Source organism: Rhodanobacter hydrolyticus, assembly GCF_044904645.1.
Genome location: NZ_JADIKK010000008.1, coordinates 4,507,655 through 4,523,638 on the forward strand (window position 1 = coordinate 4,507,655; position 15,984 = coordinate 4,523,638).

Genomic DNA, 15,984 nt, shown 5'->3' on the forward strand with positions numbered 1-15,984 from the left:
TTTCTGCCGCCTTATCCAACCATCAGGACATGCAGCCATGGGCAACACACAAACAGCACAAGGCATTGCGCAGATCCGTTCGGCACACGATGTGCCTACCACGCTCCGACGTCTGGAAGACATCTTCAAGGCCCATGGCCTCACCGTATTCGCGCGGATCGACTTCAGCGGCGATGCCACGCGTGCGGGACTGTCGATGCGGCAGGAAGAGATGCTCATCTTCGGCAACCCCAAGGCCGGCACTCCCCTATTGCAGGCATCGCCCTCGGTCGGCCTGGATCTCCCGCTCAAAGCCCTGGTCTGGCAGGACGAGCAGGATGCGGTGTGGATCGCCTATAACGACGCTGCTTATGTGCTCCAGCGGCATGGCCTATCCTCTTCCCTCGCAGCCAACATCGCAGGCGCAGCAGCGCTGTTGGCGCAGGCAGCCCAGTAAAAGTCACCCGCCTGAGCTTGGAGCGGCGCGCTGCCCATGTAGTGGGGCTGGTGCTGCGCCGGATACGGCGCGCCCGTATTCGCTGACCGTTTTCGTCTTGAGCTTCACGTTCAACGGAGCCAGTTTGACCGACCGCTTCCTCTCACTGTCGATGACTTGCCTGGTCACCTTCCGTATTCATGGCACTCTCGAGGCAGTACGCCCTCCAGTGGAACGCCCAGTTGTGCATAGGCATCCAGCACATCGGCCAGTCGCTGGCGCCGCTCATGCAGCGACAATGGAGATGCTTCGTCGCGCATCAGTTGGATGGTCCATTCGTAAAGCTTCTCGCGTTCAGCGCACAGCCGCGCCTGCCACCACGACCGTGCCGGCCGGTGCACGGTACGCCCTTCTCTCTCGTCGGTCTCAACTTGCGCGAGCACCATCTCGTAAGCGCCGCGATACCACTCCCTCTTGCCGGCAGCAGCCCGTGGCACCGTGATCGGCTGCATCGCGTTCCATTCGCGCAGCAGGCGATGCAGCGCCGTCTCGCGTGCCTGTGCCTGCTTGCGGGAATCGAACTCGACCAGCACGCTGCGCGAAAGGTCGAAGAACTCGTAGTAGCGGTGTGAGAACGCGAGCGCCCGCGCGAACGGATCGTGCGAGATCCCGACCTTGAGGATGTCCTCATAGGCCAGGGGCAGCACGTAGAGGTAGCAGATGCTCACCGCCGGTCCGGCTTCATGCGTCCCGCGAGATGGGCCAGGAGGCGTGCGCCACCGGTGCGGTCCTTACGCGGAAGGCCGCGCTGATCCGCGCCGGCTGTTCGCGCCGGGTCTTCGGGATGCCGTGCTCGTGGGTGAGCTGGGAGGCATGGCTCATGCACAGCAGGCTGCCTGGCGCGAGGTCGACCGCGAGCGTCTCGCGACGGCCGCCGATGGCACGGATCAGCATGCGGCGGGTCGACCCCAGCGACACCAGCGTGATCGGTTGGCCGACCGCCAATGAGTGCAACTTGTCGTGATGCATCGCCACGCTGTCGCGGCCATCGCGGTAGAAGTTCATGCCGACATGGCTGTACGGCGCGGGCACGAACGCTTGCACGCGCGCCAGCATGTCGGCCAAAGGCAGCGTGTCGGGCAGCGCGTCGAGTGGGTAAGCGGCGAGCAGTCGCGGCACGTCGACGACGCGGTCGTACATGGGGCGCTGCAGCGAAGACCACTCGGCATTCGCCCGTAGGCGTTCGAACCACAACGTGGCCGTGCCCATGTCGACAAAACGTGGCCAATAGCGGATGCCGCCTTCGGCATCCGATACCAGTGGCTGCATGGATGGCGCGAACAGGTCGTCCGTCAGGGCGGAGAGCGCGCGCATGGTCAGTGGAAATCACGCGAAGTGGTGCGCAGCTCGCCGAGCAGCTGACTCAGGTCGTGCAGGTCCCAGGCGATGAGATGCCGTACTCCGTCCACCTGCTCCCAGCGCCCGCGCACGAGCATCAGGCGCGCGCCCACCAGGGTCTTGCGCCGGCGCAGTGCCACGTCCGGCCAGACCACGATATTGACCATGCCGTGCTCGTCTTCCAGCGTGACGAAGACCGTGCCTTTGGCGGTGCCCGGGCGCTGCCGCTGGGTAACGATACCTGCCACCTGGACGATGCGGCCGTGTGGCAAGCCACGTAGCTGATTGGAATCGAGCACGCGCTGCTGGCGAAGCCGATGGCGCAACAGCGAAAGCGGATGCGCCTGCAGAGTCAGACCGGTGATGCGGTAGTCCGACAGCACATCCTCGCCCGTTGTCGGTGCGGACAAGATCACTTCGTCCTCGTCAGGGCTGCCTGGCAACAGCGGGCGACGCTGCTCGATGCCGGCCACCGCCCAGCGTGCTGCATGACGGTGCCCGGCCAGCGTCTGCAGCGCACCCGCCTCCGCCAGTACCCGGCGTGCCTTCTCGTCCAGTCCGGCGCGCTGGCACAGATCGCGCACATCGCGGAATGCTCCTTGCGCACGCGCCGCGACAATCGCCTGCGCCATCGTCTCCGACAGTCCTGCCACCTGCCGCATGCCCAGCCGCAACGCGGGCTGCCCATCGTCGTCCATGCCTTGTCGCGCGTGGCCGCCTTCCAGCGTGTTGTCCCAGGCGCTGCGGGTCACGTCGACCGGACGGATCTCCACGGGAGGTCGCGCCCCTGCGCTGCGGCGCGCGTCCTGCACGATCTGGCTGGGCGAGTAGAAACCCATCGGTTGCGCGTTGAGCAGTGCACACGCGAACGCGGCCGGCTCGTGCCGCTTCAGCCAGCAGCTGATGTAGACCAGCTTGGCAAACGAGGCCGCGTGCGACTGCGGGAAACCATAGGAACCGAAGCCCTTGATCTGCTCGAAGATCTGATCGATGAAGGCGGACGAATAGCCCTTGCCCTCCATCAGTTGACGGATACGCACGCGATGGGGCTCCATGTCGCCACCGTGCCCCCAGGCCGCCATCGAACGGCGCAGGCCATCGGCCTCTTCCGCCGAGTAGCCGGCGTGGATCACCAGCTCCATCACCTGTTCCTGGAACAGCGGCACGCCCAGGGTGGGCTTGAGGATGTCCTCGATCTCCGTGGAGGGGTATACCACCGGCTCCTTGCCTTGCCGGCGTCGCAAGTAGGGATGCACCATGCCGCCCTGGATCGGGCCGGGCCGCACGATGGCGACCTCGACCACCAGGTCGTAGAAGGTCTTTGGCTTCAGGCGCGGCAGCATGCTCATCTGCGCGCGCGATTCGATCTGGAACACGCCGATGGTGTCGGCGGCCTGGATCAGCGCGTAAGTCGCCGGATCGCCAGGCGGCAGCCGTGCCAGGTCGATGCGGTAGCCGCGATGCCGCTCGACCAGCTCGACTGCCTTGCGGATGCAGGTCAGCATGCCGAGCGCCAGGCAGTCGACCTTGAGCAGGCGCATCGTCTCCAGGTCGTCCTTGTCCCACTGGATGATGGTGCGCTCGGCCATTGCCGCGTTCTCCACCGGCACCACGGTCGACAGCGACGCATCGCTGATGATGAAGCCGCCCACGTGCTGCGACAGGTGCCGCGGATGACCGCGCAGTTGGGCCGTCACCGCCAGCACGCGCGCAATCAGCGGATTGTCCGGATCGAAGCCGGCATCGCGCAGGCGCTGCTCCATCGGTGTCTCACCGTTGCCCCAGCCATAGCATTCGGCGAGCAGTCCCAACTGGTCCGGCGGCAACCCGAAGGCCCTGGCAACGTCACGCACCGCGCTCTTGCCGCGGTAGCGAATCACGGTTGCAGCCAGCGCCGCACGCGCACGGCCGTACTTCGCATAGACGTACTGCAACACTTCCTCGCGCCGTTCGTGCTCGAAATCCACGTCGATGTCGGGCGGCTCGTTGCGCGCGCGCGACAGGAAGCGCGCCATCAGCAATCGGCTCTCGGCGGGGTTGACCACCGTGATGCCCAACGCATAGCACACCGCCGAATTGGCGGAGGAGCCGCGGCCCTGGCACAGGATGGCGCGCGAGCGGGCGAAGCGAACGATGTCCTCGACGGTGAGGAAGAACGCCTCGTACTTGAGTTCCGCGATCAGCGCCAGTTCGTCCTCGATCTGTGCCGCGACCGCGGGCGGCGCGCCTTCCGGCCAGCGCGCGCGCAGGCCCGCTTCGGTCAGGGCGCGCAGCCAGCTCGTCGGCGTGTGGCCGTCAGGCACCAGCTCGGCTGGATAGGCATAGCGCACCTCGTCCATGCGGAAGGTGCAACGTCGCGCCAGCTTCACGGCCGCATCGAGCAAGGCGTGTGGATAGATGTTGCACAGCGCACGCCGCGTGCGCAGATGGCGCTCGCCGTTGCGGAACAGATGCTCGCCGCAGTCCGCCAGCGACGTGTTGTGGCGAATCGCGGTCATCGTGTCCTGCAGTACGCGTCGGCGTCGCACGTCCATGTGCACGTCGCCGGCAGCCACCGGCGTCATGGCCAGCCGCGATGCCAGGCCGAGCAACTGGCGCAGGCGCGCGGCATCGTCCTGTTCGCGGTGCAGCTCCACGGCAAGGTGAGCGCGCTCGCCCAGCTGTTCCTGCAGCCAGCGTCCCTGCGCCTCGTCAGGTTCCGCCGCCGGCAGCCATAGCGCGAATAACCCGCAGCCGGCCCCGTCCTTCGGATTTGCCGCCAGGACACTCGCCACGTTCTCGCGCGTCAGCTGGTACTCGCCCTTGCGCGCCGCACGCCGCGCGAGGGTGATCAGCTCGCACAGTCGGGTGTAGCCGGCCAGCGTCTCGACCAGCAGCACGAAGCGGAGCCCGCAAGCCAGCGTGAACTCGCTGCCGACAATCAGCGTGAGTCCGGTGGCGCGTGCGGCCTCCAGCCCACGCACGATGCCGGCCAGCGAACACTCGTCGGTGATCGCCAGCGCCTCGTAGCCGCATTGCGTTGCGCGCGAAAACAGTTCTTCCGCGTTGGCCGCGCCACGCAGGAACGAGAAATCCGACAGGCAGTGCAATTCCGCGTAGGCCGGGAAGCTGTCCGCCTGCACATCGTCGTTGGCCGCCGTCCGATGCAGCCGCTGCGCCACCGTCCACGCGCGCGGTGGGCGGCCACCCGGCGTATCGGGTGCCACACCGTTCACCAGCTCGTCCCCGCTCACGCAAACCACCCGTGCAGCATCCAGCCGCCCTGCTCGCCCGGCGGTGCGAACGCCCAGGCCCGCTGCCCCTGCGAAGTCTCCAGGATGTAGTAGTCGCGGCGCGCCTCGTCGCCGTCCCACCAGCCGCTTTCCAGGCGTTCCGGGCCCGCAACGATGCGCAGGCGCGCATCGCGCAGCGGAATGGGCTTGGGTAGCAGCCATAGCGGCCGCGACGGGCGGACCGGCGCCTGGCCGATGCATGCCGCCGCTCCTTCCACGCGTCGCCAGGCGCGCTCCGGGCGCGGGTCGCTGGTCGGTGCCACACGGTGCACGGCCGTGTCGCCAAGGCGGGCACGCAGGCGCTCGCGCAGTTGCGGCCACGGCAGTGCCTGGTGCGTGCGCACCTCGAAGAGATCCCGTGTCGCCGGCACGAACGGCGGCAGTTCCCGCGCGAGCAGCCGCATCGCCACCACGGGGCGGCCGAGCTGCACCCGCTCCAGCCGACCGCGGGTCAGCTCGAACAGCATCGCCGGCTCGCGTTCGGCGGCCAGCAGGCCGACCTCCACGTCGGTGTGCGTTCCCTCGTGCTCCAACCGCAGTACGAAGCGCTGCACGCCACCGTCCCGGATCGACAGGCAGGTGCACAGGTCGCCGATCATCCGGCGCAGCGGGAACAGCAGCGCGGTGTGGCTCTCCACCTCACACTCCAGCTCGATCCGGCTGTCGAAGCGGTCGGGTGGCGCGTAGTAAGCCAGCGGATCATCCGCATTGCCGTACAACCGATCGAGGTGCTGGAGCAGGAGCAGGCCGAATCGGCGGCGCACACTATCGGCGGGCAGCGCCCGCACGGCGCGCAGCTCGCGCAGGCCCATCCGATGAAGCCGCTCGCCCGCGTCATCGGGCAAGAGCGCACGACGCACCGGCACGCGATCCAGCAAGTCATGCAGGGCGGCGGGATCGACAACCGCCAATCCATCGCGGAGGCCGGCCAGCACGCGCGCAGCACGTGGCGTCGGTGCCATGGCGATGCGATGCGTGAAACCCAGCGCGCCGAGTTCCTCGCGCAATCGCGCCTCGATCCGCGGCCAGGGTCCGAGCAGGCCGAAGCTCGCGCGCACCTCCAGCACGATGCAGCCCGGCCACTGCGCACTGACCTGCGAACTGTGGCGATAGGCCCAGGCGGCGAGGAATCGTTGCCAGCATGCCTCGGCCTGCGGATCGTAGTCGACCATCGCGACATCAGGCAGCAAGGCGTGGGCCGCAGTCAGACGCATGCCCGCGCGCAGGCCGGCCGCGGCCGCGGCCGGATTGACCGCGTGCAGCGTACGCAGCTGTGCCGGCCCACCGATCAGCGCCAGCGGCGCGGAAGGATCAGGCAGACGGCGAAGGACAGCGTCCAGCGCCAGCTGCGGCAACAGTATGCAGGCCCACAACATGCGCGCGCCTCACCACGCCCCCGCGGCGAAGGCCTGCGCCGGCACCGGGCCGCCGCGGCACTTGCGCACATGCCAGGCACCGGTGCGCTGACCGTCGCGGCTGTATTCCAGGCGCAGTGCCGCAGGCGACGGGTTGTCCGCATGCGAGCGATCGCGCAGTGCGAAGCCCACGCAGCCACCGCTGTCGGCCGCCACCTGCAGGCGGCGCAGCGCCGCGGCGTCGGCCTGCAGCGGCCAGCCGACGACCGCTGCACAAGCGCCACTGCGCAGGCATTGCTCGAACGCCCATAGCGCATCGCGCGGTGTCGCATCGATCACTTCCAGTTGCAGCAGGTCCACACCGGCGGCCTGCCAAGCCGGGGCATAGGGCAGATACGGCGGCGCGACCAGGACGACTGTGGCGCCGGCCCGGGTGAAGCGCGCCAGCGTGGGCAGCAGCAGCGACAGCTCGCCGACGCCGTCGGCCGGCAGCAGCAACTCGGTGAGCGCGCGCCGCGGCCACCCGCGTTGCGGCAACAGCACGTCGAGATTCGCATGGCCGGTAGACTCGCCACCCGCGGTGCCGGCCGTGGCGCGACCGGCATGCCACAGGGTCTGCGTGGCCAACAGGGATTCGAGCGCGGCAATACCCGCCATGTCAGCCCCGACGCACCAGGCCGCAGTAGATGCCTTCGATCGCGAAGTCCTGGCTGGGCGAGACCACGATGGGTGCATAGGCCGGGTTGCGCGGCAACAGCCGGATACCGTCGCGCTTGCGCTGCAGGCGCTTGATCGTCATTTCGCCATCGACGCGGGCGACGACGACCTGCCCGTCCCGGGCTTCCGGCGTGCGGTGCACGCCGACGAGGTCGCCATCGAAGATGCCATCGTCGATCATCGAATCACCCTGCACCCGAAGCAGGTAATCCGGGCGACGGGCGAACAGGCGTCCATCCAGCCAGAGTTCCTGGTCTTGGCCGAGGTCCGGTCCGATCGGGGCACCCGCGGCGACGCGGCCCAGGATCGGCAGTGCCACCACGTCCGGCCGCCCCGCCCCAGGCAGGCGGATACCGCGCTTCTGATTCGGCACCAGCTCGATCAATCCGGCTTCGGCCAGCGCCAGCACGTGTTTCTGCGCGGCGTTGCGCGAGGCGAATCCGAACGTTTCGGCGATCTCCGCGAGGCTGGGCGGCTGCCCGGCAGCGATCCGGCGCTGGATAAAGGCGAGGATCTGATGGCGTCTGGAGGGTTCGGGGGACATGGTGTACATTTGTACACCTCGCCGTGACGAATTGCGAGTCCCCTTCCGCCCACGTCCACCTCATTCCACGTCGACACCGGATGGTTACGGTATCCCGTTGACCTCCTTGATCCCGAGGTGGCGCTGTCGGACAAGAACGGATGACAGCTCGCCAGGCTGTTCCGCAAAAGGTATCCGTCCGTCCCGATTCTCTTCGTGACCGGACATGCGAATGCTCGTCCAGGATGGGTGACTTGGATGGGTGACTTGGCGTTTGGACGTCCATCCCATCGCCTGGCAAACGGCAGGCGCCCTATAACCAATGGCTATATGAACGACCCGAATCTTCATGCCATCCGGTCTTTAAACCGATTCAAAGATGCGATTACATCGACATCCAGCCCGGCACCTCGCGACGTGACGCGAGGCAAGCCGGCAGGCCGCCAGGAACGGCTCCCTCCCCTCTTCCTGGCATGGGGTCATGCATTGCCAATCCCAGCCTGCACCCTGCGCATGGATGCGCCGGGCGGCCCCCACGTCCCGTCCCCTCGAGAGAAATCAGCCCTTGAATCGCTCCAGCCTTCCCCGACTTCGTCTTGGCGCCCTTGCCGTGGCCACCCTGCTCGCGCTCAATGCCGCGCCCGTACTGGGCCAGTCCACCACCGGCAGCATCTTCGGCCAGGTGCCCGATGCCCGCGGCGACAGCGTCCTGATCAAGAGCAGCACCGGCATCAGCCGCACCGTGACGGTGGACAGCCATGGCCATTACAACGCGACGGAACTCCCCCTGGGCACCTATGCGGTGTCGCTGCTGCGTGGCGGCAACGTCGTGGACACGCGCAATGACATTTCACTGCGCGTGGGTGCAGGCACCGATGTTTCGTTCGAGGCGGCCAAGAACCTCGGCGCGGTCAACGTCACGGCCAATGCCACGCCCGCCATCGACGTGACCACCGTGGACTCGCGCACCGTCATCACATCGCAGGAACTGGCCAGCCTGCCGCTGGCCCGTTCGGCCGAGGCCATCGCCCTGCTGGCGCCCGGCGTGGTCAACAACAGCGGCGGCTACACCGGCCCCACCGGCCAGTCGCTGGCGACCTTCGGCGGCTCGTCGGCCAGCGAGAACGCGTATTACATCAACGGCTTCAACACCACCGAACCGCAACGCGGGCTGGGCGGCCTCACCCTGCCCTACGGCGCCATCGAACAACAGGAGATCTATACCGGCGGCTATAGCGCGCAGTACGGGCGGTCGGACGGCGGCGTGATCAACGTGGTCGGCAAGCGCGGCACCGACGAGTGGCATTTCGGCGCGCAGGTGCTGTGGCAGCCGGAGTTCGCCCAGGCCAATGGCACCAACACCTACTACACCAACGGCCTGCCCGCCTCGCCCATCGCCGGCAGCCTGTACGACCCGAACAGCAAGAACCGCGAATGGACCACCACCTACGACGCCTACCTCGGCGGCCCGTTGATCAAGGACAAGCTGTTCCTGTTCCTGGCCGCCGAAGCATCGAGGCAGGAAGGCGACACGGTGAACAACGTGAGCAGCGCCTCGCCCTACGTGAGCTACCACTACGATCTGCCGAAGTGGTACGCCAAGCTGGACTGGAACCTCACCGACAGCAACATCCTGGAAGTGACCGCCGCGTCCAACAAGGACGAGACCTCCGGCAGCATCTACAACTACGACTACAGCACGCTGGCGCGCGGCAGCTTCATCAACGACGCGGACAACACCAAGACCGGCGGCAACCTGTACACCGCCAAGTTCACCAGCTACGTCACCGACGACCTCACCTTTTCGGCGCTGTACGGCAAGATGAACCTGGCCAACTACGACGTGCCGGGCAACTACGACAGCGACCTCACCTACGTCACCGGCACGCAGAACCAGAACCCGGCCTACCTCGGCGGTGGATCGCCCATCGGCAACAGCCAGGTCACTTCCTCGCTGTACAACCCGAACCGCCACGACACCACCAATAACCTGCGCATCGACCTGAGCTACCAGTTGGGCCCGCATACGCTGTCGGTCGGCATCGACAACCAAAACTCGCGCGCCATCGACCAGGGCAGCCAGACCTCCGGGCCCGGCTATTACTGGGACTACGCCTACACCACGACACCCACCGTCGCGCTGATCCCCAATCTCGGCGTGGGCGCGCCGGCCAATTACCCGGGCGGTGCGTCGGGCTATTACGCCATCAAGTATGTCGACAGCTCCATCGCCAGCGTGCGCTCGGCACAGCGCGCGCAGTACATCGAGGACAAGTGGCAGCTCAACGACCGCTGGCTGCTCTCGCTGGGCCTGCGCAACGACCAGTTCACCGACTACAACGCCGATGGCCAGCCCTACATCCGCCAGCGCAGCGCGCAATGGGCGCCGCGCCTGGGCTTCAGCTGGGACGTGAACGGCGATGCCAGCTTCAAGGTCTACGGCAACGCCGGCCGCTACTACCTGGGGCTACCGCTCAATCCCGCGTTGAACGCCGCGGGCGCCTATGTGGCGACCCAGCAATACTTCACCTACAGCGGCATCGCCGCCGACGGAACGCCCACCGGCGTCACCGCGTTCTCCAATCCGGTGTCGCCCAACAACACCTACGGCGTGCTGCCCGACCCGAAGACGGTGACGGCGCAGAACATCAAGTCGGAGTACCAGGACGAATTCATCCTCGGCTTCAACAAGACCCTCGGCGAGGCGTGGACCTACGGTGCCAAGCTCACCCGGCGCGTGCTGCGCAACGGCATCGACGACTACTGCGACGTGGCCACCATCGAGGCCAAGGCCGCGGCGCTGGGCTACGACGTCAGCGCCACCAACAGCTGCTATCTGATCAACCCGGGGCGCGCCAATACCTTCACCGTGGTGGATACCAGCGGCGCCTATCGCAGCGTCACGCTGTCCAATGCCGAGTTCGGCTTCCCGCAGCTCAAGCGCCAGTACGACGCACTGGAAACCTTCCTGGAGCATCCGTTCGACGGCCACTGGTACGGCAAGATCGACTACGTGCTCTCGCACAGCTACGGCGACACCGAGGGCCAACTGCGCTCGGACATCCAGCAGACCGCGGCGTCCACCAGCATCGACTGGGATTTCCCGGAACTGATGTCCTACAGCAACGGCGCGCAGAGCAACGACCACAGGCACCAGATCAAGCTGTTCGGCTACTACCAGTTCACGCCGGAATGGCTGGTGTCGGGCAACCTGTCGCTGGTGTCGGGCAACCCGCGCAACTGCCTGGGCTTCTACGGCCCGAACCAGACCGACCCGGACGGCTACGGCAGCTATTACCACTGGTGCGGCGGCCAGCCCTCGCCGCCGGGTACGCACCGCCTGCCGTGGAACAAGCAGGTGGACGTGGGGGTCACGTATCGCCCGGCCTTCGCCGACCACAAGCTCAGCCTGTCGCTGAGCGTGTTCAACCTGTTCAATTCGCAGGCCATACTCAACGCCTATCCGTACTACCAGATTTCGCCGAACACCCCTGACCCGCTGTATGGTTCGGCCGTGGTACGCCAGCAGCCCCGCTTCGCACGCCTGAGCGCCACCTATGATTTCTGACGCCACCACCCGCAAGGCCATTCCCATGCGCTTCCCAAGCTTGCTCCGCCAGGCGACGCTGGCGTTCTCCTTCGTACTGCTGGCTCCGGTGCTGGCCCACGCGGCCGACGAACAAGCGCCCGCCACCGTCGCCGAGGCACTCAAGGAAGCCGCGCAGCAGCATCGTCCGGTCCTGGTCGATTTCTCCGCGGTGTGGTGCTACTCCTGCTACTACATGGCCAGTCACGTGCTGACCGGGCCGGAATGGAATGCGGTGAAGCACAAAGCCATCGTGGTGGAATCCGATGCCGATTCGCCTGATGCGCAACTCTGGATGAAGAAGCTCAACATCAGCTTCCTGCCCAGCTACGTGGTGCTCGATGCCAACGGCAACGAGCTTGGCCGCATCGCGGCAGAACAGCCGCGCGACAAGTTCTACGCACGCATCGACGCCATCCTTGCGCACGGCGATACGCTGCAGGACTTCGAGAAGCAGGCCAGGCAGGGTTCCGTCGATGACGTCGCCAACGCACTGGAGGCTTACCAGGCCCGCAACGACGGCGTGGCAGGCCTGGGCTGGTTCGCCAGCCTGCCGGCCGCCACGCAAAAAGCCGCGCGCAAGCAGCCCCGCGTCACGCTGGCGCTCGACCAGCTCACCCTGCTCAAGGCAAGCGACGCCAACAACGACCCGGCCGTGATACGCAGCGCGCAGAAAGTGCTGGCGCAGAATATCGGCTGCCAGCGTCCCTATGTGCTGGACAACCTGCTCGAAGCCAGCGCCAAGCTCCCCGAGGCCAGGCGCAAGGCGCTGTTGGCACCGCAGCGCGCGGCACTGGACGATTACGTCAACACCCAGGTGCTGGTCCCTTCACCCGCCTGCGCCGACCAGCGCAGCGCCGTGCTCACCAGCGCCGACGTCGACAAGCTGCTGGGCGACAGCGCCGCCGAAAAGGCCGTGCTCGACCGCGCCATCGCACTCACCCGCCAGCACCTCGGCACCAACCTCGCCAGCGATCGCAACCAGGCCGACAACCTGCGTGCCTATCTCGTTCGCGCCGGACGCAAGGACGAACTGGATGCCGTGCAGCGGCAGCTGATCGCCGCCTATCCCGACGATTACGTCTACGCCTACCGCTATGGCCGCAGCCTGCTGGATGGCGGCAACCCGGCGGAAGCGCTGCCCTATTTGAACAAGGCGGCGGACAAGTCCTACGGTGCCAACCGCCTGGCCGTAACCTTGCAGCAGGTACGCGCGCTCAAGGCACTGCACAAGGATGCCGAGGCCAGGAAGCTCGCCAGCGACGTGCTGGCTGCCAACGGCCCGTGGTACCCGAGGCAGGCAGCCGCACTGAAGGCGGAGCTCCAGTCGTAACGTGATGCCAACGGACAGCCACGTCGCATAGGCGTTTTCTCGTCTCCGCATGGGAGAGAAAGCGCCTTGGTCGTGGAAGCACCGGCCTCAGTTCTTGGGTGCGCGTAAGGCTGGCGCCAGGACCTTGAGTTCAGTCCATGACTGAGGCGTTCTCTCCGTCCATGCCGCCCCGCCCTTGTTCCAGGAGTCCGTTCAAAATCTTCTTTCCAACGTGCGGAAGAGGGCGTCGGGCCTTGCTAGCAGTGCGAAGTCCGTGACAGCCGTTGCGCCGATCTTGTTCTTGCACAGTACCCGCTTCCGAAGATCGACCATTCCGCGCAGAAACGCGCCGACGCCCGATTTTTCACGCAAAGTGCGCCTGCTGCCGACGTTGTCGCTCAACTTTCCGCGGGAGCCGGATTGAAGAAGATTTCCCGCACCTCGGCCACGCCAGGAATCACCTTGGCGCCTTTGCGCACCCACGCCAGCACGTCGTCCAGACTCTCGGTTTCCAGTATCGAAAGACCTCCCACGAACTCTTTCGCCTCCGCATACGGTCCATCGGTGACGACCACTTCACCGTCGGGCTGCGATCGGATTGTTACGGCCTTCGGGCTCAGGCCGCACGCGAACTTCCTGACGCCAGCCGCAATCATTTCCCGATTGAGCGCGTGGATGGCATCGATGGTCTCTTTGGTGACAAGCGACGGATCGAAGTCATCGGGAATGTAGGTAGAGATCAGATATTGCGGCATTTTCGTCTCCTGACAGGGCATCGACCGGACGGGTAACCAACCTTTGCCATAGCGACGAACGGCGCGGCCGGAATTCGACAAGCTGCCCGGAAAAATCTCGGCTATTTCGCATCAAAACGTGGATCGGCTGCCCAGCCATCTTTCCGATTGGCCATTGGGCTTCTCTGTCGCCTCTGGCGCCTTCAGGATTTCCCGTCGGCTCCTTGCAAGATTTCCGAACCGGGCGGTTGGATCTCACGCCCGGGACCTGCTCCGGAGAAGGCGCCTCGTCGCCGCTTCAAGCCACGTTTTGGACGCCGGTCTTCGTTGCGACCGGAAGAGCGTACTGCGCCGCCTCTTCCAGCAAACCGGTCACGGCATCGACATGCGGGCATTCGGACAAGTCGAGCGGGTTCGGGGCCAGCAACCCGGGGAGGCACAGGACAATGATGCGAGCCCCGGGCATGCGCTGGTGCAGTCTCGCGGCAAGCGCATCCACGCGCTCGCGCATCGCCTCGGTTCCGGTATCGACCAGATAGATCAACGCGACCGCACCGGGGGTGAGATCCGGGTGCGGCTCGTCGTCGAAGTTCTGCAGATCGTCGATTGCCAGATGGCGCGCATCGACACGCAATCCGCGCAACACGCGCGTCAGCAACTCCGTGGTCAGGTCGTCGTAAGCTGTTCCCATCCCCATGCAAATCGCGATCGAACCGGCGGGCACCGCCAGCGAGCCCTGCCAGCGCCCATGCGTCTCCTCGCGGCGTTGCCGGAGCTGGCGCCCGATATTCGCCTCGTTGAGGACACCCGGGCGACGCCGGCGCCATGACCGCGTCCGCCCTTCCCCGCTCAGCGTCTCGATCACCGCCACGATGGTTTCGCGCAGGATCCTCAGCTGCTCGGCGCGAATCACCCCGCGTTCGAGGTCCATGCGACCGAACTGCAGGGCCGGCAGCACGATGGCGTCGCAGTAGGCACCGAAGGTTCTGCTCCTGAGATAGCGGCGTGCCTCGTCCAGGATTTCCTGGGCGTCGCCGGAAAGCGCCCTCTGGTAGAGCCGCTGCGGCATCGTCAACGCAGGCGCGTCGCCCAGCAGGATGGTCAACAGATCCAGGGCTTTCACGTGCCGGCCTGCCGCCACCAGGCACAAGGTCAATGGCGTGGACATCACCAGACCGATCGGCCCCCACAACCAGCTCCAGAAAATCGCGGCGACCACCACCGCCAGCGGCGACAGTCCCGTGGTGTGTCCGTAGAGCAGCGGCTCGATCACTTGCGACACGATCAGTTCCACGACGGCGAACAGGATCGCCGTCATCGCCACCAGCGACCAGCCCGGCACCACGGCGGCGGCAAACAGCACCGTCAATCCGGCCACCAGCCACACGCCCACATAAGGCACAAACCGGAATATCGCCGCCAGCGCCCCCCAAAGCAGCGCATTGGGCAAGCCGATCCACCACAGGCCGGCCCCGATCGCCACGCCGACGGCCGTATTCACCGAGAACGTCGATATGAAGAAGCGGGAAAGGCGCTCCGCCGCATCGTTGATCGCCATGGTGGTGGCGCGCAGGTCGGCGCCCCCGGCCAGGCGGATGAAGCGGTCGCGCAAGGATTCGTGTTCCAGCAGGACGAACGCCAGAACCACCAGCACGATGCCGCCCGTCTGCAACGGCACCCATGCCACCGTCAGCAGGTGCGAAAGCATGGTCAGCGACGTACCCGGAATGGCGGCCGATGCATCGGAAGGGACGACCGCTGGACTGGGGACTGTCGCGACGGCAGCAGTCTGCTCCGGTCCGGCAGGCAAGGTCGCCGGCTCGATGACGCGGCCCAATTCGCCTTGCATGCTTTCGAAACGGTCTACCGTCAGGCCACGCAGGGTTTGCAACTTGGCGTGGATGGTGGACTGATACTGCGGCAGGCTTCGCGCCAGGTGCGTCGCCTGCGAACCGAGCACGAGAGCCATCCCGAGCGTGATGCCCAAGGTGACGAGCACCACCAGAAGGACGGAGAGGCCATGCCCGAGCCCAAGCCTCAAGCCAAGCCGCACCCAGGGGTTCAGCAGCGCGCCGAGAAACAAGGCAAGCATCACGGGAACCAGCACTTCGCGCCCGAAGTACAGCAGAGCAAGCATCGCGGCGGTGGCCAGTATCCCCATCGCCTGCAACCTGGGTGCGGCAACCTCGTTCGTTGACATCTTTACCCCTTTGGCCGGACACCGAGAGCAGCTTAGCCTCCGCCAGCGCCGTTTGCTTCAATCGCGCCTTTACGTCCCCCCGGTTCCCAGACACGGCGCAGCGCATCGTCTGTCGCACGGGCGAAAGCACTCCCCAAATCCGCGACACAACGCACCGGCAGTCCCGGCGGCTTGAGCCAGGCCGCTTCTCCGGCTTGCTTCTCTTTGGTCAGGGCATCCTGCTCTCGACCCATCGGCCAGCCTCGCCGTTCGCCATCGCGCCCGCGACGGCATGGGCCAGCAAAGAGAAGAAAACCTGACGCCGGTAGGCATCCGAAACCACCTTGTTCCTTGCAATGACACAAACGTCCGCGCCGCAAGCTCGAAAGAATGGACAGGAAAGGACGGTTGGATACGCACCCCATCGCGATGGCCCCACCGCAAGAAAATTCATCGTTGCCGCGCCTGCCATGAGGGAATATCTTCAGCGACT

General features: G+C 66.1%; 12 protein-coding genes. 3 read left to right on the forward strand and 9 right to left on the reverse strand.

Annotated elements, in window-relative coordinates; translation table 11 throughout:
* Positions 1 to 37 precede the first annotated feature (37 nt).
* Positions 38 to 436: a DUF302 domain-containing protein gene (locus ISP25_RS22705; protein ID WP_404611933.1), complete on the forward strand. Its 399-nt coding sequence runs from the start codon at positions 38 to 40 to the stop codon at positions 434 to 436.
* A gap of 164 nt (positions 437 to 600) precedes the next feature.
* Here the strand turns inward: ISP25_RS22705 and ISP25_RS22710 are convergent, their stop codons facing one another.
* Genes ISP25_RS22710 through lexA form a run of 6 tightly spaced genes read right to left on the reverse strand, consistent with a single transcriptional unit; the run spans position 601 to position 7,701 of the window.
* The gene (locus tag ISP25_RS22710) at positions 601 to 1,143 is read right to left on the reverse strand and encodes a GIY-YIG nuclease family protein (protein ID WP_404611935.1); all 543 of its coding nucleotides are present in this window, start codon (positions 1,141 to 1,143) and stop codon (positions 601 to 603) included.
* Between the two features lie 13 nt (positions 1,144 to 1,156).
* Positions 1,157 to 1,789, reverse strand: coding sequence for an alpha-ketoglutarate-dependent dioxygenase AlkB (locus ISP25_RS22715; RefSeq protein ID WP_404611937.1), 633 nt, complete (start codon positions 1,787 to 1,789; stop codon positions 1,157 to 1,159).
* A 2-nt stretch (positions 1,790 to 1,791) separates the two neighbouring features.
* Complete coding sequence (locus ISP25_RS22720) at positions 1,792 to 5,046, reverse strand: error-prone DNA polymerase (RefSeq protein WP_404611939.1); 3,255 nt, start codon at positions 5,044 to 5,046, stop codon at positions 1,792 to 1,794.
* Complete coding sequence (locus tag ISP25_RS22725) at positions 5,043 to 6,461, reverse strand: Y-family DNA polymerase (RefSeq protein ID WP_404611941.1); 1,419 nt, start codon at positions 6,459 to 6,461, stop codon at positions 5,043 to 5,045. The genes ISP25_RS22720 and ISP25_RS22725 overlap by 4 nt, the downstream gene beginning before the upstream one ends.
* A gap of 9 nt (positions 6,462 to 6,470) precedes the next feature.
* Positions 6,471 to 7,097 (reverse strand): translesion DNA synthesis-associated protein ImuA, encoded by a 627-nt coding sequence (gene imuA / locus ISP25_RS22730; protein ID WP_404611943.1) that lies wholly within the window; start codon positions 7,095 to 7,097, stop codon positions 6,471 to 6,473.
* Between the two features lies 1 nt (position 7,098).
* On the reverse strand, positions 7,099 to 7,701 hold the full coding sequence (gene lexA, locus ISP25_RS22735; RefSeq protein ID WP_404611945.1) for a transcriptional repressor LexA: 603 nt from the start codon (positions 7,699 to 7,701) through the stop codon (positions 7,099 to 7,101).
* A 496-nt stretch (positions 7,702 to 8,197) separates the two neighbouring features.
* Here lexA and ISP25_RS22740 point away from each other — a divergent pair, with 496 nt between their 5' ends.
* On the forward strand, positions 8,198 to 11,248 hold the full coding sequence (locus tag ISP25_RS22740; protein WP_404612084.1) for a TonB-dependent receptor: 3,051 nt from the start codon (positions 8,198 to 8,200) through the stop codon (positions 11,246 to 11,248).
* Complete coding sequence (locus ISP25_RS22745) at positions 11,238 to 12,599, forward strand: thioredoxin family protein (protein WP_404611947.1); 1,362 nt, start codon at positions 11,238 to 11,240, stop codon at positions 12,597 to 12,599. The genes ISP25_RS22740 and ISP25_RS22745 overlap by 11 nt, the downstream gene beginning before the upstream one ends.
* Before the next feature lie 192 nt (positions 12,600 to 12,791).
* Here ISP25_RS22745 and ISP25_RS22750 read toward each other — a convergent pair whose 3' ends face one another.
* The 3 genes from ISP25_RS22750 to ISP25_RS22760 form a co-directional block, all read right to left on the reverse strand.
* A complete protein-coding gene (locus ISP25_RS22750; RefSeq protein ID WP_404611949.1) occupies positions 12,792 to 12,980 on the reverse strand; it encodes a hypothetical protein in 189 nt (62 codons plus the stop codon).
* Positions 12,977 to 13,333, reverse strand: a complete 357-nt coding sequence (locus ISP25_RS22755) for a YciI family protein (RefSeq protein WP_192157296.1) — start codon at positions 13,331 to 13,333, stop codon at positions 12,977 to 12,979. Before ISP25_RS22755 ends, ISP25_RS22750 begins: the two co-directional genes overlap by 4 nt.
* 277 nt (positions 13,334 to 13,610) lie before the next feature.
* Positions 13,611 to 15,512, reverse strand: a complete 1,902-nt coding sequence (locus tag ISP25_RS22760) for an AI-2E family transporter (RefSeq protein WP_404611951.1) — start codon at positions 15,510 to 15,512, stop codon at positions 13,611 to 13,613.
* Positions 15,513 to 15,984: the final 472 nt, after the last annotated feature.